The sequence below is a fragment of the Stenotrophomonas sp. GD03930 genome (assembly GCF_029839665.1).
Lineage (GTDB): Bacteria > Pseudomonadota > Gammaproteobacteria > Xanthomonadales > Xanthomonadaceae > Stenotrophomonas > Stenotrophomonas forensis.
In genome coordinates, this window is record NZ_JAOCAV010000001.1 from 402,921 (window position 1) to 423,286 (window position 20,366).

Annotated in this window: 23 protein-coding genes; 15 read left to right on the forward strand and 8 right to left on the reverse strand. The window is 67.0% G+C overall.

Features of this window, described 5'->3' with window-relative positions:
- Nucleotides 1-37: 37 nt before the first annotated feature.
- The gene (gene rpsT / locus N5C18_RS01890; RefSeq protein ID WP_005408560.1) at nucleotides 38-307 is read left to right on the forward strand and encodes a 30S ribosomal protein S20; all 270 of its coding nucleotides are present in this window, start codon (nucleotides 38-40) and stop codon (nucleotides 305-307) included.
- Between the two features lie 221 nt (nucleotides 308-528).
- On the opposite strand, the gene cgtA is transcribed toward rpsT, so the two are convergent.
- The 3 genes from cgtA to rplU form a co-directional block, all read right to left on the reverse strand.
- On the reverse strand, nucleotides 529-1,581 hold the full coding sequence (cgtA, locus tag N5C18_RS01895; protein WP_279943687.1) for an Obg family GTPase CgtA: 1,053 nt from the start codon (nucleotides 1,579-1,581) through the stop codon (nucleotides 529-531).
- Between the two features lie 203 nt (nucleotides 1,582-1,784).
- Complete coding sequence (gene rpmA, locus N5C18_RS01900) at nucleotides 1,785-2,048, reverse strand: 50S ribosomal protein L27 (protein ID WP_005415704.1); 264 nt, start codon at nucleotides 2,046-2,048, stop codon at nucleotides 1,785-1,787.
- A gap of 18 nt (nucleotides 2,049-2,066) precedes the next feature.
- A complete protein-coding gene (gene rplU / locus N5C18_RS01905) occupies nucleotides 2,067-2,375 on the reverse strand; it encodes a 50S ribosomal protein L21 (protein WP_006424709.1) in 309 nt (102 codons plus the stop codon).
- A 318-nt stretch (nucleotides 2,376-2,693) separates the two neighbouring features.
- Here rplU and uvrA point away from each other — a divergent pair, with 318 nt between their 5' ends.
- The 3 genes from uvrA (at nucleotide 2,694) to N5C18_RS01920 (ending at nucleotide 6,927) form a co-directional block, all read left to right on the forward strand.
- Nucleotides 2,694-5,696: an excinuclease ABC subunit UvrA gene (gene uvrA / locus N5C18_RS01910; RefSeq protein WP_279943688.1), complete on the forward strand. Its 3,003-nt coding sequence runs from the start codon at nucleotides 2,694-2,696 to the stop codon at nucleotides 5,694-5,696.
- Complete coding sequence (locus N5C18_RS01915) at nucleotides 5,696-6,103, forward strand: thioesterase family protein (RefSeq protein WP_006424673.1); 408 nt, start codon at nucleotides 5,696-5,698, stop codon at nucleotides 6,101-6,103. Before uvrA ends, N5C18_RS01915 begins: the two co-directional genes overlap by 1 nt.
- A 98-nt stretch (nucleotides 6,104-6,201) precedes the next feature.
- Entirely contained in the window at nucleotides 6,202-6,927 is a 726-nt protein-coding gene (locus tag N5C18_RS01920) for an enolase (RefSeq protein ID WP_279943690.1), read from the forward strand.
- A 72-nt stretch (nucleotides 6,928-6,999) separates the two neighbouring features.
- Here the strand turns inward: N5C18_RS01920 and N5C18_RS01925 are convergent, their stop codons facing one another.
- Nucleotides 7,000-7,446, reverse strand: a complete 447-nt coding sequence (locus tag N5C18_RS01925) for a copper chaperone PCu(A)C (protein WP_279943691.1) — start codon at nucleotides 7,444-7,446, stop codon at nucleotides 7,000-7,002.
- Between the two features lie 34 nt (nucleotides 7,447-7,480).
- On the opposite strand from N5C18_RS01925, the gene N5C18_RS01930 reads away from it, so the two are divergent.
- From N5C18_RS01930 to N5C18_RS01945, 4 genes are all read left to right on the forward strand, one after another.
- Nucleotides 7,481-8,257: an enoyl-CoA hydratase/isomerase family protein gene (locus N5C18_RS01930; RefSeq protein ID WP_049458435.1), complete on the forward strand. Its 777-nt coding sequence runs from the start codon at nucleotides 7,481-7,483 to the stop codon at nucleotides 8,255-8,257.
- Nucleotides 8,258-8,396: 139 nt separating this feature from the next.
- Entirely contained in the window at nucleotides 8,397-9,305 is a 909-nt protein-coding gene (gene tesB, locus N5C18_RS01935; protein ID WP_005412623.1) for an acyl-CoA thioesterase II, read from the forward strand.
- A gap of 4 nt (nucleotides 9,306-9,309) precedes the next feature.
- Nucleotides 9,310-9,816, forward strand: a complete 507-nt coding sequence (locus tag N5C18_RS01940; RefSeq protein ID WP_279943693.1) for a pathogenicity-like protein — start codon at nucleotides 9,310-9,312, stop codon at nucleotides 9,814-9,816.
- A gap of 155 nt (nucleotides 9,817-9,971) precedes the next feature.
- On the forward strand, nucleotides 9,972-11,189 hold the full coding sequence (locus tag N5C18_RS01945; RefSeq protein WP_164241587.1) for a sigma-70 family RNA polymerase sigma factor: 1,218 nt from the start codon (nucleotides 9,972-9,974) through the stop codon (nucleotides 11,187-11,189).
- Nucleotides 11,190-11,240: 51 nt separating this feature from the next.
- Here the strand turns inward: N5C18_RS01945 and N5C18_RS01950 are convergent, their stop codons facing one another.
- Entirely contained in the window at nucleotides 11,241-11,801 is a 561-nt protein-coding gene (locus N5C18_RS01950; protein ID WP_279943694.1) for an EF-hand domain-containing protein, read from the reverse strand.
- 156 nt (nucleotides 11,802-11,957) lie between these two features.
- Between N5C18_RS01950 and N5C18_RS01955 the strand changes: the two genes are divergently transcribed.
- A complete protein-coding gene (locus N5C18_RS01955) occupies nucleotides 11,958-12,713 on the forward strand; it encodes an arginyltransferase (protein ID WP_133934105.1) in 756 nt (251 codons plus the stop codon).
- 38 nt (nucleotides 12,714-12,751) lie between these two features.
- On the forward strand, nucleotides 12,752-13,960 hold the full coding sequence (locus N5C18_RS01960; RefSeq protein WP_279943695.1) for an endonuclease/exonuclease/phosphatase family protein: 1,209 nt from the start codon (nucleotides 12,752-12,754) through the stop codon (nucleotides 13,958-13,960).
- An 81-nt stretch (nucleotides 13,961-14,041) separates the two neighbouring features.
- Here the strand turns inward: N5C18_RS01960 and purT are convergent, their stop codons facing one another.
- Nucleotides 14,042-15,229, reverse strand: coding sequence for a formate-dependent phosphoribosylglycinamide formyltransferase (purT, locus tag N5C18_RS01965; protein ID WP_135966100.1), 1,188 nt, complete (start codon nucleotides 15,227-15,229; stop codon nucleotides 14,042-14,044).
- A gap of 136 nt (nucleotides 15,230-15,365) precedes the next feature.
- On the opposite strand from purT, the gene N5C18_RS01970 reads away from it, so the two are divergent.
- From N5C18_RS01970 to N5C18_RS01990, 5 genes are read left to right on the forward strand one after another with little or no spacing between them, the layout of a single operon-like run.
- Complete coding sequence (locus N5C18_RS01970) at nucleotides 15,366-16,247, forward strand: SPFH domain-containing protein (protein ID WP_006424215.1); 882 nt, start codon at nucleotides 15,366-15,368, stop codon at nucleotides 16,245-16,247.
- Nucleotides 16,248-16,292: 45 nt separating this feature from the next.
- Nucleotides 16,293-16,472: a hypothetical protein gene (locus N5C18_RS01975; RefSeq protein WP_005412615.1), complete on the forward strand. Its 180-nt coding sequence runs from the start codon at nucleotides 16,293-16,295 to the stop codon at nucleotides 16,470-16,472.
- Nucleotides 16,469-16,648: a DUF4177 domain-containing protein gene (locus tag N5C18_RS01980; RefSeq protein ID WP_006424209.1), complete on the forward strand. Its 180-nt coding sequence runs from the start codon at nucleotides 16,469-16,471 to the stop codon at nucleotides 16,646-16,648. The genes N5C18_RS01975 and N5C18_RS01980 overlap by 4 nt, the downstream gene beginning before the upstream one ends.
- Nucleotides 16,649-16,651: 3 nt before the next feature.
- Nucleotides 16,652-17,245 (forward strand): PH domain-containing protein, encoded by a 594-nt coding sequence (locus N5C18_RS01985; RefSeq protein ID WP_053511827.1) that lies wholly within the window; start codon nucleotides 16,652-16,654, stop codon nucleotides 17,243-17,245.
- A 9-nt stretch (nucleotides 17,246-17,254) separates the two neighbouring features.
- Nucleotides 17,255-18,064, forward strand: a complete 810-nt coding sequence (locus N5C18_RS01990; protein WP_279943698.1) for a D-alanyl-D-alanine carboxypeptidase family protein — start codon at nucleotides 17,255-17,257, stop codon at nucleotides 18,062-18,064.
- A gap of 520 nt (nucleotides 18,065-18,584) precedes the next feature.
- Here N5C18_RS01990 and N5C18_RS01995 read toward each other — a convergent pair.
- Together N5C18_RS01995 and N5C18_RS02000 are read right to left on the reverse strand one after the other, a co-directional pair.
- Nucleotides 18,585-18,956, reverse strand: a complete 372-nt coding sequence (locus N5C18_RS01995) for a DUF423 domain-containing protein (protein ID WP_019659313.1) — start codon at nucleotides 18,954-18,956, stop codon at nucleotides 18,585-18,587.
- A 103-nt stretch (nucleotides 18,957-19,059) separates the two neighbouring features.
- On the reverse strand, nucleotides 19,060-20,133 hold the full coding sequence (locus tag N5C18_RS02000; RefSeq protein ID WP_053449104.1) for an SRPBCC family protein: 1,074 nt from the start codon (nucleotides 20,131-20,133) through the stop codon (nucleotides 19,060-19,062).
- Between the last annotated feature and the right edge of the window lie 233 nt (nucleotides 20,134-20,366).

Below are 20,366 nucleotides of genomic sequence, written 5' to 3' on the forward strand. Positions count from 1 at the left end.
GTTCCCATAACACCGATTTTTTCAGGAAACCACCACCGTGGCCAATATCAAGTCCGCCAAGAAGCGCGCCAAGCAGACCGTCGTGCGCAACGCGCGCAACGTGGCTCAGCGCTCGATGCTGCGCACCGCTGTCAAGAAAGTGATCAAGGCGCTGGACGCCAACGATGCCGCCGGCGCCGAAGCCGCCTTCGCCGTTGCCCAGCCGATCCTGGATCGCTTCAGCGCGCGTGGCCTGATCCACAAGAACAAGGCTGCTCGCCACAAGAGCCGCCTGAACGACCGCATCAAGGCCCTCAAGGCCGCCTGATCCGGCGTTGCCGCCCTGCCCTTCGGGGTTGGGCAGCAGACAAAAGCCCGGCCTCGGCCGGGTTTTTTGTTGCCTGCGATCCGGGCGATCCACGGGGTCCGCACGACCGGTAGTGCCGGCCGCTGGCCGGCAATTGCGAGGAATGCCGGCCAGCGGCCGGCACTACCGGAAAACAAAAAACCCGGCCGAAGCCGGGCTTTTCGCATCGAACCACAACAGCATTACTGCGCGTTGCGGGCTTCCAGCTCGTCTTCCTTCTGGCGATCGAAGAACGCCATGATCCGGCTCATGATCGGGAAGGTACCCTCGCGACCCAGCGCCGACACCAGGAACCACGGCTCCTTCCAGCCCAGTTCGGCGACGATCTGCTCGGCCGCTGCCTTGGCCTCGTCCTCGAACATCAGGTCGGCCTTGTTCAGCACCAGCCAGCGCGGCTTGCTCAGCAGCTCCGGATCGTGCTTCTCCAGCTCGCGCTCGATCGCACGCACCTGCTCCACCGGCGAGATGCCTTCCACGCCACCTTCCATCGGCGAGATGTCCACCAGGTGCAGCAGCAGGCGGGTGCGCTGCAGGTGACGCAGGAACTGCGCACCGAGGCCGGCGCCGTCCGCCGCGCCTTCGATCAGGCCCGGAATGTCGGCGATCACGAAGCTGCGGTAGTTCTCCACCTTCACCACACCCAGGTTCGGGTACAGCGTAGTGAACGGGTAATCGGCCACCTTCGGCGTTGCCGCCGAGACGGCGCGGATCAGGGTGCTCTTGCCAGCGTTGGGGAAGCCCAGCAGGCCGACGTCGGCCAGCAGCTTCAGCTCCAGCTTCAGCGTGCGCTCTTCGCCCGGCTCACCCGGCAGCGCCTGGCGCGGCGAGCGGTTGGTCGAGCTCTTGAAATGCATGTTGCCCAGGCCGCCGCGGCCGCCCTTGGCCACCAGCAGGCGGTCGTTGTGCTGGGTCAGGTCGCCGATGACTTCATCGGTGGCGACGTTGATGACCACGGTGCCGACCGGCACGGTGATGGTCAGGTCTTCACCGCCCTTGCCATAGGCCTGGCGGCCCATGCCGTTCTCGCCGCGCTGCGCCTTGAAGATGCGGTCATGGCGGAAGTCGACCAGGGTGTTCAGGTTTTCGTCGGCGCGGATGTACACGCTGCCGCCCGCACCGCCGTCGCCGCCGTCCGGGCCGCCGAGCGGAATGAACTTCTCGCGACGGAAGCCAATGCAGCCGTTGCCGCCGTTGCCGGCGAACACTTCGATTTCTGCTTCGTCTACCAGTTTCATTGTTTCGATGCCTGCGATGGGCGCGGCATCTGCGCCGTCGCCTTGAATGTAATGCGGGCGCGCGTGGCCCGCAGCCCGGCGCGGCCGGTCTTCCTTTTACCCGGTAACTCTAACGAAAAGCCCCGCCGAAGCGGGGCTCTCCATGCAGCGTGCTCTTCATCCAGCACAGCCATGCCGAGGCACGGGTGCCGTCGATGCCTGGATCAGGCGTCGGCCGAGACGATGCTGACGGTGCGACGCTTCTTGGCGCCCTTGACCGAGAACTCCACCTTGCCGTCCACGAGGGCGAACAGGGTGTGGTCACGGCCCAGGCCCACGCCGGAACCCGGGTGGAACTGGGTGCCGCGCTGACGCACGATGATGTTGCCGGCTTCGATGGCCTGGCCGCCGAAGATCTTGACGCCCAGGTACTTCGGGTTGGAGTCGCGACCGTTGCGCGAGGAGCCTACGCCCTTTTTATGTGCCATGACTGCTTCTCCTGATGCTTAGCCGGCGATGCCGGTGATCTCGATTTCGGTGTAGTACTGACGGTGACCCTGACGCTTCATGTGGTGCTTGCGGCGACGGAACTTGATGATCCGGACCTTGTCAGCACGACCCTGGGACAGGACCTTGGCGGTGACGGCAGCGCCCTTCAGCGCATCGCCCAGCTTCACGCCATCGCTGTCGCCCAGCATCAGGATGTTGTCAAACTTGATCTCGCTGCCGACTTCGACTTCGAGCTTTTCGACGCGGAGCTTTTCGCCCTGCGCCACGCGGTATTGCTTACCGCCGGTGACCAGTACTGCGTACATGACCAGACTTCCTCTGTAGTTATTGTGGTCTATGGACTGCCGCCGTCGAGGGCGGACAGGAGCGGGATTGTACGCAGATCCATGCGACAGGGTCAAGTCAAGCCCTGAACGGCCCGGGAAACCCGGTCGGAACGGGGCCAGATCCCTTTTCACGGCGTGAAAAGGGATCTGACCCCTCCATAAAGCCTTGTCTCACAAGGTGAGACACCGGGCTGGCATTGTCGCCCATTGCCCCCATCTGGTCACCTCGGTAGGCTGACCGATTGCCGTTCCCTGCTGGCCCGGCACCCAGCCAACGCCCCCACAACCGGATCCCCCATGGCGATGGATTTCATCCGCATCCGCGGCGCGCGGACGCACAACCTGAAGAACCTCGACCTCGACCTGCCCCGCGACAAGCTGATCGTGATCACCGGCCTGTCCGGCTCGGGCAAGTCCTCGCTGGCGTTCGACACCATCTACGCAGAAGGCCAGCGCCGCTACGTCGAGTCGCTGTCGGCCTATGCGCGCCAGTTCCTGAGCGTGATGGAAAAGCCGGACCTGGACCACATCGAAGGCCTGTCCCCGGCCATCTCGATCGAGCAGAAGTCGACCTCGCACAACCCGCGTTCGACGGTCGGCACGATCACCGAGATCTACGACTACCTGCGCCTGCTGTATGCCCGCGTCGGCACCCCGCGCTGCCCGGACCACGGCTACCCGCTGGAAGCACAGACGGTCAGCCAGATGGTCGACCAGGTGCTGACCCTGGACCCGGAACAGCGCTACATGCTGCTGGCGCCGGTCATCCGCGACCGCAAGGGCGAGCACGCGCAGGTGTTCGACCAGCTGCGCGCGCAGGGCTTCGTGCGCGTGCGCGTGGACGGCGAGCTGCATGAAATCGACGCGGTGCCGCCGCTGGCACTGCGCCAGAAGCACACCATCGAGGCGGTGATCGACCGCTTCCGCCCGCGCGAGGACATCAAGCAGCGCCTGGCCGAGAGCTTTGAGACCGCGCTGAAGCTGGGCGACGGCATGGCCTCGGTGCAGAGCCTGGACAACACCGAAACCGCGCCGACGCTGTTCTCCTCCAAGTACTCCTGCCCGGTGTGCGACTACTCGCTGCCGGAGCTGGAGCCGCGCCTGTTCTCGTTCAACGCACCGATGGGCGCCTGCCCCGGCTGCGATGGCCTGGGCATCGCCGAATTCTTCGATCCGTCGCGCGTGGTGGTGCACCCCGAGCTGTCGCTGGCCGCCGGTGCGGTGCGCGGCTGGGATCGCCGCAATGCCTATTATTTCCAGCTGATCGCCTCGCTGGCCAAGCACTACAAGTTCGACGTCGATGCGGCGTGGAACTCGCTACCGGAAAACGTGCAGCAGGCCGTGCTGTACGGCAGCGGCGATGAAGCGATCACCTTCACCTACTTCACCGAAGCCGGCGGCCGCACCCAGCGCAAGCACCGCTTCGAGGGCATCATTCCCAACCTCGAGCGCCGCTACAAGGAAACCGAATCGCCGGCGGTGCGCGAAGAGCTGTCCAAGTACATCAGCGAACAGCCGTGCCCGGAATGCCATGGCGCGCGCCTCAACAGGGCGGCACGCAACGTGTTCGTGGCCGACCGCCCGCTGCCGGACCTGGTGGTGCTGCCGATCGACGAAGCACTGAAGTTCTTCAGCGAACTGAGCCTGCCGGGCTGGCGCGGCGAGATCGCCTCCAAGATCGTCAAGGAAATCGGCGAACGCCTGGGCTTCCTGGTCGATGTGGGCCTGGATTACCTGACCCTGGAGCGCAAGGCCGACACCCTGTCCGGTGGCGAAGCGCAGCGCATCCGCCTGGCCAGCCAGATCGGCGCCGGCCTGGTCGGCGTGATGTACGTGCTCGACGAGCCGTCGATCGGCCTGCACCAGCGCGACAATGAACGCCTGCTGGGCACCCTCACCCGCCTGCGCGACCTGGGCAACACGGTGATTGTGGTCGAGCATGACGAGGACGCGATCCGCCTGGCCGACTACGTGCTGGACATCGGCCCGGGCGCGGGCGTGCACGGCGGCGAGATCGTCGGCCAGGGCACCCTGCAGGACATCCTGGAGGCACCGCGCTCGCTGACCGGCCAGTACCTGTCGGGCAAGCGTGCGATCGAGATTCCGGCGCGCCGACACAAGCCGAACCCGAAGATGACCCTGCACCTGCGCGGGGCCAGCGGCAACAACCTCAAGGGCGTGGACCTGGCGATTCCGTCGGGCCTGCTGACCTGCGTGACCGGTGTGTCCGGCTCCGGCAAGTCGACCCTGATCAACGACACCCTGTTCTCGCTGGCCGCCAACGAGATCAACGGTTCCTCGCACCCGATCGCCCCGTACAAGGAGATCGATGGCCTGGACCTGTTCGACAAGGTGGTGGACATCGACCAGTCGCCGATCGGCCGCACCCCGCGTTCGAACCCGGCCACCTACACCGGCCTGTTCACTCCGCTGCGCGAACTGTTCGCGCAGGTGCCCGAAGCGCGTGCGCGCGGCTACTCGCCGGGCCGTTTCAGCTTCAACGTGCGCGGTGGCCGCTGCGAAGCGTGCCAGGGCGATGGCCTGATCAAGGTCGAGATGCACTTCCTGCCGGACGTGTACGTGCCCTGCGACGTCTGCCACGGCAAGCGCTACAACCGCGAGACGCTGGAGATCCTGTACAAGGGCTTCAACATCAACGACGTGCAGGAAATGACCGTTGAGGATGCACTGAAGCTGTTCGAACCGGTGCCGTCGATCGCACGCAAGCTGGAAACGCTGGTCGACGTCGGCCTGAGCTACATCAAGCTGGGCCAGAGCGCGACCACGCTGTCCGGTGGTGAAGCGCAGCGCGTGAAGCTGTCCAAGGAACTGTCGCGCCGCGATACCGGGCGCACCCTGTACATCCTGGACGAGCCGACCACCGGCCTGCACTTCCACGACATCGAAGCGCTGCTGGGCGTGCTGCACAAGCTGCGCGACGAAGGCAACACGGTGGTGGTGATCGAACACAACCTGGACGTGATCAAGACCGCCGACTGGATCGTCGACCTGGGTCCGGAAGGTGGCCATCGCGGTGGCACCATCCTGGTGACCGGCACGCCGGAAGACGTGGCGGCCTGCCCGCAGTCGTACACCGGCCAGTTCCTGGCCCGGATGCTGCCGTCCACCAGCGCGCGACCGGAACGCCCGGCCGCCGTGGCCAACAAGCCCGACGCCCGCCCGCCGCGCAAGGTGAAGCCTGAAAAGCCCGCCAAGGTGGCGAAGAAGGCGGTGGCGGCATCAAGCACCGGCAAGGCCAGCAAGACCGCTGCCGCCAACAAGAAGAAGAAGGACGCCTGATGAGCAGCGAACACAAGATCCTGGCCCGCATCCCGATCAGCGTGCGCTGGCGTGACATGGACAGCATGGGCCACGTCAACAACGCCAAGTACATCTCCTACCTGGAAGAAGCGCGCGTGCGCTGGATGCTGGGCGTGGACGGCGTGTCGATGACCGACCGCATCGCACCGGTGGTGGCCGCGACCAACGTCAACTACCGGCTGCCGATCGTGTGGCCCAACGACATCCTGGTCGAACTGTTCGTCGAGCGCCTGGGCAACAGCAGCGTGACCATCGGCCACCGCATCGTTGACCAGCAGGATGAGTCGAAGCTGTATTCGGACGGCAACGTGGTGGTGGTCTGGATGGATACCCAGACCGGCAAGAGCGCGCCGCTGCCGGAGGCGATCCGCAGCGCGTCGACCTGATTCGCTTCTGGTAGTGCCGGCCGCTGGCCGGCAACCTCCAGATGTATCGCGGATGCCGGCCAGCGGCCGGCACTACCGACACTGTTCAAAGGACTGACATGATCCACCACACCGAACTGCGCGACCTGCTGCCCGGCATGGTCCCCTTCCCCACCGATGTCTTCCCCGCCGACCAGGCCTGGCTCGGCCAGCACCTGTTGCCGCTGTTGAAGATCGACCTGGGCGTGCTGCGCCCGGAACTGGCGGGCCAGGTGGCGACGATGCTGTGCCCGATCGAGCCGTATGACGGCTGTATCGGTGACGACACCGGAGAGCACCACAACGAATTCACCGGCAGCAACTGGATCGCCTTCGAACTGACCGCCGGCAACGAGATGCGCTTCCTCGGCAACGAGGGCTACTTCCAGGGAGACGAAGTGGAAGGCGAGTACGCGAGTGCGCATATCGCCGAGATGCGCGAAAGCCATGCCAAGGCCCAGGCGTACTTCCAGCAACACGGAAAGCTGGCCAGCTATTCGCGCTATGGCGATGGCGCGCCACGCGAACAGGCTTGGCTGGATACCCTTGGCGGCGCGATTTCGTACGGAAACTGGACAGAAACTGCAGAGATACCGGCAGCATTCGAGATCACGATCCTGCCTCCAATGCACGATCGTGATCGCACGGCAGACATGGAAGACGTGACCATCACGCGTGATGGCAATAAATTCTTCGCAGTCGCCGAAGTGGCCGGCTACAACTGGTGCGCCACTGGCGCCGATGCCATCGTCATGCTGTACGAACCGGTAAGCCGCACGGTGCTGTTCTCGTACGACTGGTCATAAGCCACCGTGGTAGTGCCGGCCGCTGGCCGGCATTTCCTGTGTTACCGGCCAGCGGCCGGCACTACCTGATCGTCATTTCGCGGCCTTGCGCACGGTCAACGTGGCATTTACTTCGCCACCGCCTTCCAGCTGCAGCCGCAGTGGCAGCGCCTGCCCGTCCTTCAATGCGCCCTTGCCCTGCATCAGCATCAGGTGCAGGCCACCGGGCTTGAGCTCGGCACGGGCGCCCGATGCCAGCGGCAGGCGCTCGATCGCGCGCATCCGGCTGACCCCGTCAGTGATCGTGGTCTCGTGCAGCGACACATCACCAAAGCTGCTGCTGGCCGCACCGGTAATCACCACCGCCTTGCCGCAGCGGTTGTGGATCACGCCGTAGCCGGCGGTCATCGGCATCGCCGGATTCGGCGGCAGCCGCGCCCAGCCCTGCTCGACGGTGACGCACGTCGTCTCGGCGGCGGATGCCGATGCTGCGGCCGCACACAGAACCCACAGTACGCCAACGAATGGTTTGGTTATCATCGCCCAGGTTCCTTCTTCGCAACGAGACCGCAGCATGACGACGCTCATCGAGGTGATCAACCATGGCCCCATCCGCGAGCTGCGCCTGGCGCGGCCGCCGGTCAACGCACTGGACACCGAACTGTGCCGGCAGTTGATCCACGCCATCGAGCTGGCCATGGCCGAAGATGCGCACGGCATCGTGCTGTCGGGCAGCGAACGCATCTTCACCGGTGGCATGGACGTGCCGCACCTGCTCTCGCACGGCGATGACAAGCACAAGTTGTTGGACACCTGGAACGCCTTCTTCGGCGCCGTGCGCACGCTGGCCGAGAGCCGCATCCCGGTGGTGGCCGCGATCACCGGCCACGCCCCGGCCGGCGGTTGCGTGCTGGCGCTGTGCTGCGACTACCGGGTGATGGCGCGCAGCGCCGAGCCGTCGCGCCCGTATGCCATCGGCCTGAACGAAGTACAGGTGGGCCTGATCGCACCGGAGGGCATCCAGCGCCTGCTGCGCCGCGCGGTGGGCGTGCACCGCGCCGGCGTCCTGCTGACCACCGGCTCGCTGGTGCCGGCCGAACAGGCACTGCAGATCGGCCTGGTCGATGAACTGGCGGAAGGTGACCTGGTGGTGGCGCGCGCGGTAGCCTGGCTGCAGAACCTGCTCAAGCAGCCGCGCCAGCCGATGCTGCTGACCCGCGCCGTTGCCCGCGCCGATCTGCACGAAGCCCTGCACCCGGACCTGATCCAGCTGGACCGCTTCGTCGAAGCCTGGTTCGCCCCGGATGCACAGAACGCCCTGCAGGCGCTGGTGGCACGTCTGGGCAAGTAATCGGTAGTGCCGGCCGCTGGCCGGCTACCTCAGGCGCCGCAGAAGGATCACGAAGCTGCCGGCCAGCGGCCGGCACTACCGATGAGGGGCCGGCCCGCACCGGTATAATCAGGCCTTCTTCATTGCTGTGGCCGCCCCCTTGAACGACACGCCCGAACCCGTCGTCTCCGAGCTGATCGACCTGCTCACCCTGGAGCGGCTGGAGGACAACCTGTTCCGCGGGCAGAGCCGCGACATCGGCACCAAGTACGTGTTCGGCGGGCAGGTGCTGGGCCAGGCATTGGCCGCGGCGCAGGCTACGGTCGACAACGGCCGCCACGTGCATTCGCTGCACGCCTATTTCCTGCGCGCCGGCAACATCGACCACCCGATCGTCTACGACGTGGACCGTACCCGCGATGGCGGCAGCTTCTCGGTGCGCCGGGTCACCGCGATCCAGCATGGCAAGGTGATCTTCTTCTGCGCGGCCTCGTTCCAGCAGGCCGAGACCGGGGCCGAGCACCAGCACAAGATGCCCGAAGTGCCGCAACCGGAAGACATCGAACCGAATCGTCCGCTGCCGGCCGAAGTGCTGGAACGGCTGCCGATCAAGGTGCAGCGCTGGCTGTCGCGCGGCGGCCCGTTCGAGTTCCGCCACGTGTACCCGCGCGACGAACTGAACCCGCCCAAGCGCCCGCCCTACCACCAGGTGTGGCTGCGCCTGAGCGAGCCGGTCGGCGATGCGCCCGAGCTGCACCAGGCGCTGCTGGCCTATGCCTCCGACTTCCATCTGCTGGGTACCGCGACGTTCCCGCACGGCATCAGCTACTACCACCCGCATGTGCAGATGGCCTCGCTCGACCACGCCATCTGGTTCCACCGCCCGTTCCGTGCCGACGACTGGCTGCTGTACTCGCTGGACAGCCCCAGCGCGCAGGATTCGCGCGGCCTGGCCCGCGGCCAGTTCTTCACCCGCAACGGCGTGCTGGTGGCCAGCACCGCGCAGGAAGGCCTGATCCGCGTCGTACCCGACCAGGCAGCGGCAGCCGCCGTGCCGGCCAAGGAGTAATCCGATGCGCCAGATCTTCAGCAGCCAGCGCGTGGAAACCGTCGAAGGCGTGGCCGAGCTCCTGCGCGGGCATGGCATCGAGGTCAAGGTGACCAACGGGCGCTCGTACAAGACCCGCCGCCGCGGCCAGTTCAGCTATACCGACCTGGGCAACGCCAGCGCCTACCCGGCGGTGTGGATCGTGCGCGCCGACGACCAGCCGCGCGCACGCGAAATCCTGCGTGACGCGCGCCTGCTCGACACCACCCGCCGCGACCACCCGACCGCCGAGTTCGCCTTCCGCGACATGCCGGAACAGGGCAGCGGCGGCCGCGGCTGGGCCTGGCGCATCCGCATCGCCCTGCTGGTGGTGATCGCCGGCGTGGCGCTGGTGATCGGCCTGCGCCATCGCGGCACCCCGGCGCCAGCCGCACCGGCCTCTGCCCCGCAGGCGCAGCCGCAGCAGCAGCCCCCCGCCCAACCGGCTCCGCCGGAAGAAGAAGTCCGGGTCCGCATCCAGCCGTCGAAATGACGCACGGGTAGTGCCGGCCGCTGGCCGGCAACCGCAGCCCGCCGGACGGGTTCATGAGGTTGCCGGCCAGCGGCCGGCACTACCGCACTGAAGGCCGGTCACACTTCGCGCGCGGCTCCGTCATGGGACACAATCCCAGCAGGAGAGCCGCCGCCGTGACGACCTTCGCCGCATCGATCGACCAGACCCTGGAACGCGAACTGCCGGCCGCCGCCGGCGGCTGCCAGCATGCCTATGGCCGCATCGTACTGGCCTGCCAGAACACGGTCACCGCCATCGCGCTGGCCATCACCCGCGACCGCCAGGCCAGCGAGGACATCGCCCAGGAAGCCTTCGTGAAGGGCTGGCAGCAGCTGCACCAGCTGCGCAGTTCAACCAGCTTCCTGCCCTGGCTGCGGCAGATCACCCGCAACCTGGCCCGCGACTGGCTGCGCGCGCAGCGTGGCCGGCCGCTGACCGGCGAGGCGGCCGAAGTGGCACTGGGCATGGCCGCCGACCCGGCGCCGGGTGCGGCCGACCGGCTGCAGCGGGTGGAAGAAGAGATCGCCGCCGAAGACATCATTTCCGCGTTGCCGGCCGACAGCCGCGAAGTCCTGCTGCTGTACTACCGCGAAGGCCAGCGTTCGCAGCAGGTAGCCGACCTGCTCGGGCTCAGCGACGCCGCCGTGCGCAAGCGGCTGTCGCGCGCCCGCGCCCAGGTGCGTGACGGCCTGCTGCAACGCTTCGGCGAATTCGCCCGCAGCAGCGCCCCGAGTGCGGCGTTCGCCACGGCCGTGGTGTCGATGGTACTGGTGGCCGCGCCCGGCACCGCCAGCGCGGCGATCCTGCTCGGCACCGGCGTCGGCATCGGCGGCAGCAAGCTCGGCCTCGGCGGCGCCAGTGCAGCAGGCGGCACCGCGATGGGCTCGTTGACTGCCACACTGGGCCAGCTGCACGTGCTGCCGGCCGAAAGCTGGGGCGCAGTCATCGGTGGCGTGGTCGGCGGAGCGATCGGCAGCTATCTGGGCGGGCGCTTCCTGATGTCGTACACCGAGACCGATGCCGAGCGCGCCGATGTGCGTCGCTTCCTCTATCTCAACATCACCACCGGCATGTTCTGGTGCCTGGCGATCCTGCTGGCGGTGATGCTGCAGGTGCCGGTCTGGGCACAGATGGCGGTGCTGGCGGTCGGCCTGGGTGTGGTCAACTACCAGTGCCTGGTACCGCTGCAGCGGGTGATGGCGCCGATGATCGTGCGGGACTCGGCACGGCGCGGGCGCACGGGCATCAACTGGAAATACGAGTCGATGTACGGCCGCACCGGCATCATCGCCATGAACCTGATGGTGATCGCACTGGTGCTGTACTCGCTGGTACGCAGCGGCCGCCTGTAACGGACAACGCCGGCAGTGCGCCGGCGTTGTCGTTGATCATTGCGCTGGCTCTCAGCGCTGCGGCTTCGGCATGGCGCCGTCACGCGGGCCGCCCTGACGCGGACCACCGTGCATCGGGCGCTTGGCCGCATCGAACTCGGCCTTGCTCAGCTGGCCGTCCTTGTTGGTGTCGGCCGCGGCGAACCAGGCATCACGCATCTGCTTCACGCGCAGTTCGCGGTCGGCCTTGTCCAGGTAGCCGTCCTTGTTGAGGTCGAGCTGGTCGAAGCGCGCGGCCAGGCGCGGATCGGCCTTGGCTTCCTCGCGGCTGATGCGGCCGTCCTTGTTGACGTCCAGCTTGGCCCAGCGCTCGCCGCCGTGGCCACGGCGACCGTGCTTCCAGCGCGGCAGTTCATCGCGCGAGAGCTTGCCGTCCTTGTTCTTGTCCAGTTCGTCGAACTTCGCCGCCAGACGCGGGTTGGCAGCGGCTTCGCTGCGGTCGATGACGCCGTCGCCATTGGTGTCCAGCTTGGCCGGGCGCTGCGCCGGCGTGGTCGGGGTGTCGGACGCCAGCGCGATACCGGAAGCGGAGGTGCCGAGCAGCAGGGCCAGCAGCAGGGGGGTACGGATCATGAGGTCACTCCTGGGGATGGGAACAGCGTCGGGGTGATCACTTCACCCTCGGGGGACAACAACGCCCGGGCGCGACATCGGTTGACGTCGCCGCCGGTTCCATTCATCCGGCGGACAGTCGCCGCCACTGCGACGGGCTGGGGCTATGCTGTGCCCATGGCGATGCATGGCGACAGAGACGACGAACTGCGACTTTTCCAGACCGGCGAGCACCCCTGCGGGTACTGGTCGGACCGGGTGGCGCGCGACCTGGTGCTGGACCCGCACGACCGCCGCCTCGGCGGCCTGTACCCGCTGGCGCTGAGCTGGGGCTTCCGCCGCAGCGGTGACCTGGTCTACCGGCCGCATTGCGCGCACTGCCAGGCCTGCGTGGCAGTGCGCATCCCGGTCGCGCGCTTCGCCCCGGACCGCAGCCAGCGCCGTTGCGCGGCCCGCAATGAAGACCTGGAGGTGCGGATCACCGCCGCCACCGCGCGCGACGACCTGTTCGCGCTGTATCACCGCTACCTGGTGCACCGCCACGCCAACGGCGGCATGGACGACCACGGCCCGCACGAGTTCGAGCAGTTCCTGATCGGCAGCTGGTCGCACACCCGCTTCATGGAGATGCGCCTGCCCGGCCACGACGGCCAGCCCAGCCAGCTGCTGGGAGTGGCGGTGACCGACGTCACCGAGCACGGCCTGTCGGCGGTCTACACCTTCTTCGACCCGGAGCACGCCGCGCGCGGGCTGGGTACCTTCGCGATCCTGCAGCAGATCGAATGGGCCCGCCGCGAGGGCCTGCCGCACGTCTACCTGGGCTACTGGATCCGCGGCCACCAGAAGATGGACTACAAGCGCCGCTTCCATCCGCTGGAGGCCTACGACGGCCGCCGCTGGCACGATTTCGACAACGATCTGGACGGGCGCTGACAAACCGCTGACACCGGGCCGGGTGCACAATACGGCCCATGAACGCCAAACCCCTGATCCTCGCCCTGGCCCTGCTCTGCGGCGCCACTGCCCCCGCCTTCGCCACGTCCCCTGCGATGACCGAAAAGCCGTCCGCTGCGCTGCGCCTGGCCACCTACAACACCTCGCTGTACTCCGATGACGCCGGTGGCCTGATCAAGGAACTGGAAGGCGACAGCGAGCACGCACGCAAGATCGCCGCGGTGCTGCAGCAGGTGCGCCCGGACCTGGTGCTGCTGAACGAGTTCGACTTCGACGACGCCCACCGCGCCGCCGACCTGTTCCAGAAGCGCTACCTGGAAGTGGCCCAGCCCGGCGGCGGCAAGCCGCTGCACTTCGCCTACCGCTACCTGGCGCCGGTCAACACCGGCGTGCCCAGCGGCCTGGACCTGGACAACAACGGCGTGGTCGGCGGCGAAGGCCGCAGCCGCGGCAACGATGCCTGGGGCTACGGCCTGCACCCGGGCCAGTACGGCATGCTGGTGCTGTCGCGCTACCCGATCGATGAAGCCAAGGTGCGCAGCTTCCAGCTGCTGAAGTGGAGCGCGATGCCGGGCGCGATCCGTCCGCTTGATCCGCGCACCGGCAAGAGCTTCTACAACGACCACGTGTGGTCGCAGCTGCGGCTGTCGTCGAAGTCACATTGGGACGTGCCGGTGAAGACGCCGGCCGGCGTTGTGCACGCGCTGGTCTCGCACCCGACCCCGCCGGTGTTCGACGGCCCGGAGAAGCGCAACGCCGCGCGCAACCACGACGAGCTGCGCCTGTGGCAGGAATACCTGTCCAAGGGTGACAAGCCGTGGCTGTGCGACGACAAGGGCCAGTGCGGCGGCCTGGCCCAGGACGCACGCTTCGTGATCCTCGGCGACCTCAACAACGACCCGGTCGACGGTGATGGCCGCCATGAGGCGATCGTCGAACTGATCGAGAACGCCCGCGTGCTGCGCTACCCCACCCCGCGCAGCGTCGGTGGCGAGCAGACCAGCCTGGCCTATGCGGCCAAGGGCATCGCGCGCAGGGGCGCGCCGTTCCATGCCACCGGCGATTTCGGTCCGAAGTCCGGCACCATGCGCCTGGACTACGTGCTGCCCTCGACCGGTTTCGAGTACATCGGCAGCGGCATCTTCTGGCCGGCCAATGAAAGCCCGGAAGCGAAGATCGCCGACGGCAGCGACCACCACCTGGTGTGGGTGGATGTGAAGCCGTAAGGCGATATTGATGCGATACCGACCAACGGTCGGTACCCACCGGAATCCGGTAGGCGACGACCGTTGGTCGTCGCTTCTTCTTTACGGGCGCAGTTCGACGCCGATGGCGTCGGCGGCGTCGCGTGCGATCGAACGCGCTTCGTCGATGGTTTCCGCGCGTGCCAGGGTCACGCCGACGCGGCGGTGGCCGTGCACGCTGGGCTTGCCGAACAGGCGCACGGCGGTATCCGGCACCTGCAGCGCAGCAGCGACGTTGTTGAAGTACGGCACGCCTTCGCCATGCGCCAGCAGCGCGCACGAGGCCGACGGGCCGCTCTGGCGGATCACCGGAATCGGCAGGCCGAGGATCGCGCGCGCATGCAGCGCGAACTCGCTCAGCTCCTGCGAGACCAGCGTCACCAGGCCGGTGTCGTGCGGACGCGGCGACACTTCGCTGAACCACACCTCGTCACCCTTCACGAACAGCTCGACGCCGAACAGGCCCCAACCGCCGAGGTCGTCGGTGATCGCACGCGAGATTTCTTCCGCGCGTGCCAGCGCCGCGCTCGACATCGGCTGCGGCTGCCAGCTCTCGCGGTAATCGCCGTCCTTCTGCAGGTGGCCGATCGGCGCGCAGAACGAAGTGCCACCGGCGTGGCGCACGGTCAGCAGGGTGATCTCGTAATCGAAGTCGATGAAGCCTTCGACGATGCAGCGGCCGGCACCGGCACGGCCACCGGTCTGCGCATAGTCCCAGGCCGGGGCGATGTCCGCCTCGCTGCGCAGCGTGCTCTGGCCCTTGCCCGAGGACGACATCACCGGCTTGACCACGCACGGCAGGCCGATCGCGGCCACCGCGGCACGATACTCGGCCTCGGTATCGACGAAGCGGTACGGCGAGGTCGGCAGCCCGAGGGTCTCGGCGGCCAGGCGGCGGATGCCTTCACGGTCCATGGTCAGGCGTGCGGCGCGCGCGGTCGGGATCACCCGCAGGCCCTGCTCCTGTTCCAGCTGGACCAGGGTCTCGGTGTGGATGGCTTCGATCTCCGGCACCACCAGGTGCGGCTGCTCCTGCGCGATCAGCGCGCGCAGGGCCATCGCGTCCAGCATGTCGATCACGTGCGAGCGATGCGCGACCTGCATTGCCGGCGCATCGGCGTAGCGGTCGGCGGCGATCACTTCCACGCCCAGCCGCTGCAGCTCGATGGCCACCTCCTTGCCGAGTTCACCCGAGCCCAGCAGCAGCACGCGGGTGGCGGAGGGGGACAACGGAGTTCCAAGCTTGGCCATGGCGGTTCCAGCAGCGATGTGAAGGCGGGTGGGCATTCTAGCTGGCCGGGCCCCCGGCCACGGCATCCGACGAACGGCAGCCTTCATCTGATATCACTTTGATATCTTTATTCCGAACCCTCAAGGACGTACTGCCATGAAAGAGAAGTCGCTGTCCTCGCTCAACGGCCTCGGCACGCTGGCCGGCGCCCTGCTCGTCGCCCTCGCCGGTGCCGCCGTGTTCGTGCTCGGGGTTGCCGCCAAGGCCAGCACCGGCTCGCCCAACCTGCTGCTGATGCTGCTGGGCGTCCTGCTGGTCGCGGCGGGCATGTTCGTCCTGGCCGGCCTGTACACCATCCAGCCCAACCAGGCCGCGGTGCTCAGCCTGTTCGGCAAGTACGTCGGCACCGTGAAGGACAACGGCCTGCGCTGGAACAATCCCTTCTTCAGCAAGCGCCGGGTCAGCCAGCGCGTGCGCAACTTCGAAAGCGGCAAACTGAAGGTCAACGAGCTGGACGGCAGCCCGATCGAGATCGCCGCGGTGATCGTCTGGCAGGTGGTCGATGCCTCCGAGGCGGTCTACAACGTGGATGACTACGAGAGCTTCGTGCACATCCAGTCCGAATCGGCGCTGCGCGCGATGGCCACCAGCTATCCCTACGACCAGCACGAGGACGGCCAGCTGGCCCTGCGCAGCCACGCCAGCGAGATCTCCCAGCACCTGAAGAACGAGCTGGCCGAGCGCCTGGCCGATGCCGGCGTGCAGGTGATCGACGCGCGCATCAGCCACCTCGCCTACGCCGCCGAAATCGCCCAGGCGATGCTGCAGCGGCAGCAGGCCAATGCGGTGATCGCCGCGCGCACGCGCATCGTTGCCGGCGCGGTCGGCATGGTCGAGATGGCCCTGGCCGAACTGCAGAAGAACGGCGTGGTGCAGCTGGACGAGGAACGCAAGGCGCACATGGTCAGCAACCTGCTGACCGTGCTGTGCTCGGACCGCGGCACCCAGCCGATCGTCAATGCCGGTTCGCTGTACTGAACCACCCTCGCAACGGGGCGCCCCACCGCCCCGCCAGGAGTTTTCATGAGTGAGAAGAAAGCCTATCCGCTGCGCATCAATGCCGAGGTCCTGGCCGCGGCACAGCGCTGGGCTGACGATGAGCTGCGCAGCCTCAACGCGCAGATCGAATACGTGCTGCGCGACGCCCTGCGCAAGGCAGGACGCCTGCCGAAACCCAAGCCATCGCCGGAGGACAAGGAATGAGCAAGCGCTGGAGCTACCAGACCATCGAGGTCAAGACGTCCATGATGGGCCTGCACAAGGCCGAGGACATCCAGGCCGAACTCAGCCGCCAGGGCCAACTGGGCTGGGAGCTGGTCAACATCATCATCCCGGCGCCGATGCGCCCGGCGATGCTGGTGTTCAAGAAGGAGGCCTGAGCCATGGGTGCCAGCGATCCGAAACAGTACGAGGTAGCCGACAGCTCGCCGTTGCGCGTGCTGTGGATCGTGCTGCCGCTGCTGGCCGCCTTCGTGGCCTGCGTGTATGCGCAGCTGTACAAGGCACCGGCCACCGCGCCCTGGATCGAAGTGACGCTCTCGCCGCCCTGGTTCCGCATGGGCGGCAGCGCCGCCTGGAGCCTGCTGGTGATCGCCGCGCTCGGCATCGGTCTGGGCGCGGCCTTCTTCCGCCGCCGGGTGGAACTGGCCGGCGACGTGCTGGATGTGCGCTCGACCCTGTATCGCCGACGTGTTCCGGTGGCAACGCTGCGACTGGACCAGGCGGAGGTGGTCGATCTCGGCCGCGACCGCCGCTATGGCATCCGTTTCAAGACCAACGGCTATGCGATGCCGGGCTTCTATTCGGGTCACTTCCGCCTGCAGGGCGGCGGCAAGGGATTCGCCCTGGTCACCGATCGCGCACGTGTGCTTGCCCTGCCGGTCAGCGATGGCAGCACGCTGCTGCTCAGCGTGGACCGGCCGCAGGTACTGCTCGATGCCCTGCGCAAGGTGGCCGCATCGGCGCCGCGGCAGTAAGCTGCGGCGATGCAACGACGCCCGCCCCTGCTGATCAATACCGCGACCATCGAGTTGTGGCCCGCCGGCCTGCTGCGCGCGCGCAGCAACCTGGACGCGCGCCTGCTGTCACAGGCGCTCTGGGTGCTGCGGCGAAAGCGTGATGGCCGCTATCTGGCGGCCGTACTGCCGCGCGGCGTGCATTCGATGGTGCCACGACTGCCGCGCGAACCCGGGGTCGAGGAAGCGCTGGCACTGCTGGACGCAGTGGCAGCTCGGCCATTCGGGGCAGCGCTGGAAGATCAATGGCTTCCGCTGGCCGGGCTGCAGCAGCGCCTGCAGCAGCTGGGCCTGGACGCCCAGCGCTACGCAGACGACAGCGGCCTGCCGCTGGAGGCCGAACCCTGCCTGCTGCATTTCGCCGGTCGTGACCGCTTCGCCCGCCCGCTGTGGCTGCGCCGCGGCGCTGCGCAGGGCTGGCGCCGGATGCGCCTGCACGCTGCACGGGATGGCGTGGCACTGGACGCGATCTCTGGTTTTCGCAGCCATGCCTACCAGTTGGGCATCTTCGAACGGAAACGGGCGCGCGGGCTGAGCGTGGCGGAGATCCTGAAGGTCAATGCCGCACCGGGCTTCAGTGAACACCACAGCGGCCATGCGCTGGACATCGGCACGCCGGGCGATGCGCCGGCAGAGGAATCCTTCGACGCTACCGATGCGTTCGCCTGGCTGCAGCGCCATGCCGGCGCGCACGGCTTCCAGCTGAGCTACCCGCGTGACAACCCGCACGGCATCGTCTACGAGCCGTGGCACTGGTGCTGGAGACCGGCCAACGGCTGAGCCCCTCGTGGCGGCCGCAAGGCGAAATTCATGGCGCTGTCCGGGCGGGTAGGCTGCGCAGGGGACGCCGTAAATCCGTCCCTGGAGGCTTAGCCGCGCCATCCATGGCGCGGATACCCCTGCCCAGCCCACCCGCCCGGCCTCTGACAGCTTCCGTGTGCATCCGCCACGGAATGGAACAAGAGAGCAAAGGCAAAAGCCGGTCGCTTCGCTCGAAGCCTCTGCAACGGATCAGCGCGCGGCTGTTGGGTCCGCCTTCAAGCGAGCCGAGCACCGCAGGTCCGTCGAGGGCGAAGAGGGCGAAGAGGTGCGTGCGATTCTGTAGAGCCGAGCCATGCTCGGCTGCTCTCCGCACCGTCCCTCGACGGGCCGAGGAGCGCAGGGCACCGGTGCGCAGCACCGGCTCGCGGCCGGCGGCGCGTTTCTTTTGGTTACTTTTCTTTTCGCGCGAAAAGAAAAGTAACGCCCATGAACCATCACGATCGCATCAGCATGGATCGAATCGACAGCCCGGCTGCCGTCACCGCCTCAACGCATTGATCGCCAGCAACACCCATCCGGCCATCATGCTGGTGCCGCCGATCGGCGCCATCCGCGTCGGCCACTGCCATAGCGCCCCGCCCACCAGGCTGCCGGAAAACAGCAGCACGCCCAGCAGCAGTACGTACAACGCCAGGTGCGCGATCGCCCCCTGCGCACGCGGGCCCAGCGCCACCAGCACCGCACCGTGCGCGAATGCGTACAACGCTGCCATGTTCAGATGCTGCTGCGCCAACGGATCGGCCACCCCATGCGAGGCATAGGCGGACAGGCCGATCGAGGCGGCGGCCAGCAATGCCCCCAGGCAGGCCAGCAGGGAAGGCTTACGGGCACGGCGTTCGAGATTGAACATGAGGGCTCCTTGCGCAACGCCCTTGCCGGGCGCCAGATGAAAAAAAACGCGCCGCAAGAAGCGGCGCGTTTTCGTGTCCAACACTACATGGGTCAGCCGAGGCTTACTTGACGGCCCAGTAGATGTCGTAGGTACCGTCCTGGGTGAACGACTTGTCGATGCCGTCCTTCCAGGTCTCGTACGGACGGTCGATGACTTCGTTGCCCGAGGTCACGGCCCAGGCACGCAGGCCGTTGCGGGCCACGTCCAGACCTGCCATGTGGCCAGCGTAGGCCGCATGCGCCGAACGGTGCGGAGCAACGTGCACGTACTTGACCGGAGCGCCGCCGTCGATCTTGACGGTCAGCTCTTCAGCGGTGGCACCTTCAGCACCCTTCTTCTTCACCGGCTGGGCGATGTCGAAGGCGTACTTCTCAGCACCGAAGTCGGTGGTGATGATGCGGAACGGGCCGGCGGCTTCAAGGCCATTGGCCTCCATCACGCGCTTGATCCACTCCTGGTTGTCCTTGATGGACTTGGTGATCGTGTCCTGACCGCGGTCCACGTTACCGGCGTTGACGACCAGCAGGTCTTCAGCCGGCACATCGACGATGGCCAGATCGGTCAGCGGCGCTTCCGGGGTGCGGTAGTCGACGTTCGGGACGGTGGCGAGCATGTTGGCCATGCGCGACAGGCCCATCTTGATGTCGTCGCCAATCTGGCGGCTGACATACAGGCCGGCATAACGACCGAACAGGTCGAAGCCGTACTTCACCGAGTAGTCCTGGGTGATCTTGACGTTGCGGCCACCCTTGCCGGTCGGCTCCAGGGTGAAGGTCGTGACCTTGTCGTGACCCTTGGTCGGGTCTTCGATGGCGATCGCAACGCGCTTGTTCTCTTCGGCTTCGGTGATCTTCCAGGAGCCGGTGCCCAGGTCCTTGGAGGTGAAGTCGAGAGTGGCACCGACGCCGGAGGCCGGGCCGGACAGCTTCAGTTCAACGGCGGGATCGCGCAGTACCAGCGGGTTCCAGTCCTTGAAGCGGCGCAGGCTGCTGACCGTGTCGTACACGATCGTCATCTTGCGGTTGGTCTCGATGCTTTCGGTGATGTGACGCTCGCCCGGCAGACATACGCCAATGATGACGAACAGGCCAGCCACGATCCCCAAGGCGATCAGGAACTCGATAATACGGGTCATTCAGAGAGTCTCCGGGGCCGATCCCACGGCCGGGTTGATTGAAGCGAAGCGCCAATCCTAGCAGGCTTCGCGGGCATTGTTTATCGGGATTGGCGCACCGGTTTCCCTGCCGGCTGCGTATTTGTATGGACAAAGAATTCGAAGGGTAACGCATACCGCCACCCGCCAGTAGGGGGCGCGCTTGGCCGGAACCCCCGGCCGTCGCCCAAGTTGTTGTACCGGAACGATTTTCC

What these genes read in the sequence shown, in the direction of transcription:
- cgtA (WP_279943687.1), bottom strand. Translation starts at nt 1,581, where the DNA reads ATGAAACTGGTAGACGAAGCAGAAATCGAAGTGTTCGCCGGCAACGGC.
- rpmA (WP_005415704.1), bottom strand. Translation starts at nt 2,048, where the DNA reads ATGGCACATAAAAAGGGCGTAGGCTCCTCGCGCAACGGTCGCGACTCC.
- rplU (WP_006424709.1), bottom strand. Translation starts at nt 2,375, where the DNA reads ATGTACGCAGTACTGGTCACCGGCGGTAAGCAATACCGCGTGGCGCAG.
- uvrA (WP_279943688.1), top strand. Translation starts at nt 2,694, where the DNA reads ATGGCGATGGATTTCATCCGCATCCGCGGCGCGCGGACGCACAACCTG.
- N5C18_RS01915 (WP_006424673.1), top strand. Translation starts at nt 5,696, where the DNA reads ATGAGCAGCGAACACAAGATCCTGGCCCGCATCCCGATCAGCGTGCGC.
- N5C18_RS01920 (WP_279943690.1), top strand. Translation starts at nt 6,202, where the DNA reads ATGATCCACCACACCGAACTGCGCGACCTGCTGCCCGGCATGGTCCCC.
- N5C18_RS01925 (WP_279943691.1), bottom strand. Translation starts at nt 7,446, where the DNA reads ATGATAACCAAACCATTCGTTGGCGTACTGTGGGTTCTGTGTGCGGCC.
- N5C18_RS01930 (WP_049458435.1), top strand. Translation starts at nt 7,481, where the DNA reads ATGACGACGCTCATCGAGGTGATCAACCATGGCCCCATCCGCGAGCTG.
- N5C18_RS01940 (WP_279943693.1), top strand. Translation starts at nt 9,310, where the DNA reads ATGCGCCAGATCTTCAGCAGCCAGCGCGTGGAAACCGTCGAAGGCGTG.
- N5C18_RS01950 (WP_279943694.1), bottom strand. Translation starts at nt 11,801, where the DNA reads ATGATCCGTACCCCCCTGCTGCTGGCCCTGCTGCTCGGCACCTCCGCT.
- N5C18_RS01955 (WP_133934105.1), top strand. Translation starts at nt 11,958, where the DNA reads ATGGCGATGCATGGCGACAGAGACGACGAACTGCGACTTTTCCAGACC.
- N5C18_RS01960 (WP_279943695.1), top strand. Translation starts at nt 12,752, where the DNA reads ATGAACGCCAAACCCCTGATCCTCGCCCTGGCCCTGCTCTGCGGCGCC.
- purT (WP_135966100.1), bottom strand. Translation starts at nt 15,229, where the DNA reads ATGGCCAAGCTTGGAACTCCGTTGTCCCCCTCCGCCACCCGCGTGCTG.
- N5C18_RS01970 (WP_006424215.1), top strand. Translation starts at nt 15,366, where the DNA reads ATGAAAGAGAAGTCGCTGTCCTCGCTCAACGGCCTCGGCACGCTGGCC.
- N5C18_RS01975 (WP_005412615.1), top strand. Translation starts at nt 16,293, where the DNA reads ATGAGTGAGAAGAAAGCCTATCCGCTGCGCATCAATGCCGAGGTCCTG.
- N5C18_RS01980 (WP_006424209.1), top strand. Translation starts at nt 16,469, where the DNA reads ATGAGCAAGCGCTGGAGCTACCAGACCATCGAGGTCAAGACGTCCATG.
- N5C18_RS01985 (WP_053511827.1), top strand. Translation starts at nt 16,652, where the DNA reads ATGGGTGCCAGCGATCCGAAACAGTACGAGGTAGCCGACAGCTCGCCG.
- N5C18_RS01990 (WP_279943698.1), top strand. Translation starts at nt 17,255, where the DNA reads ATGCAACGACGCCCGCCCCTGCTGATCAATACCGCGACCATCGAGTTG.
- N5C18_RS01995 (WP_019659313.1), bottom strand. Translation starts at nt 18,956, where the DNA reads ATGTTCAATCTCGAACGCCGTGCCCGTAAGCCTTCCCTGCTGGCCTGC.
- N5C18_RS02000 (WP_053449104.1), bottom strand. Translation starts at nt 20,133, where the DNA reads ATGACCCGTATTATCGAGTTCCTGATCGCCTTGGGGATCGTGGCTGGC.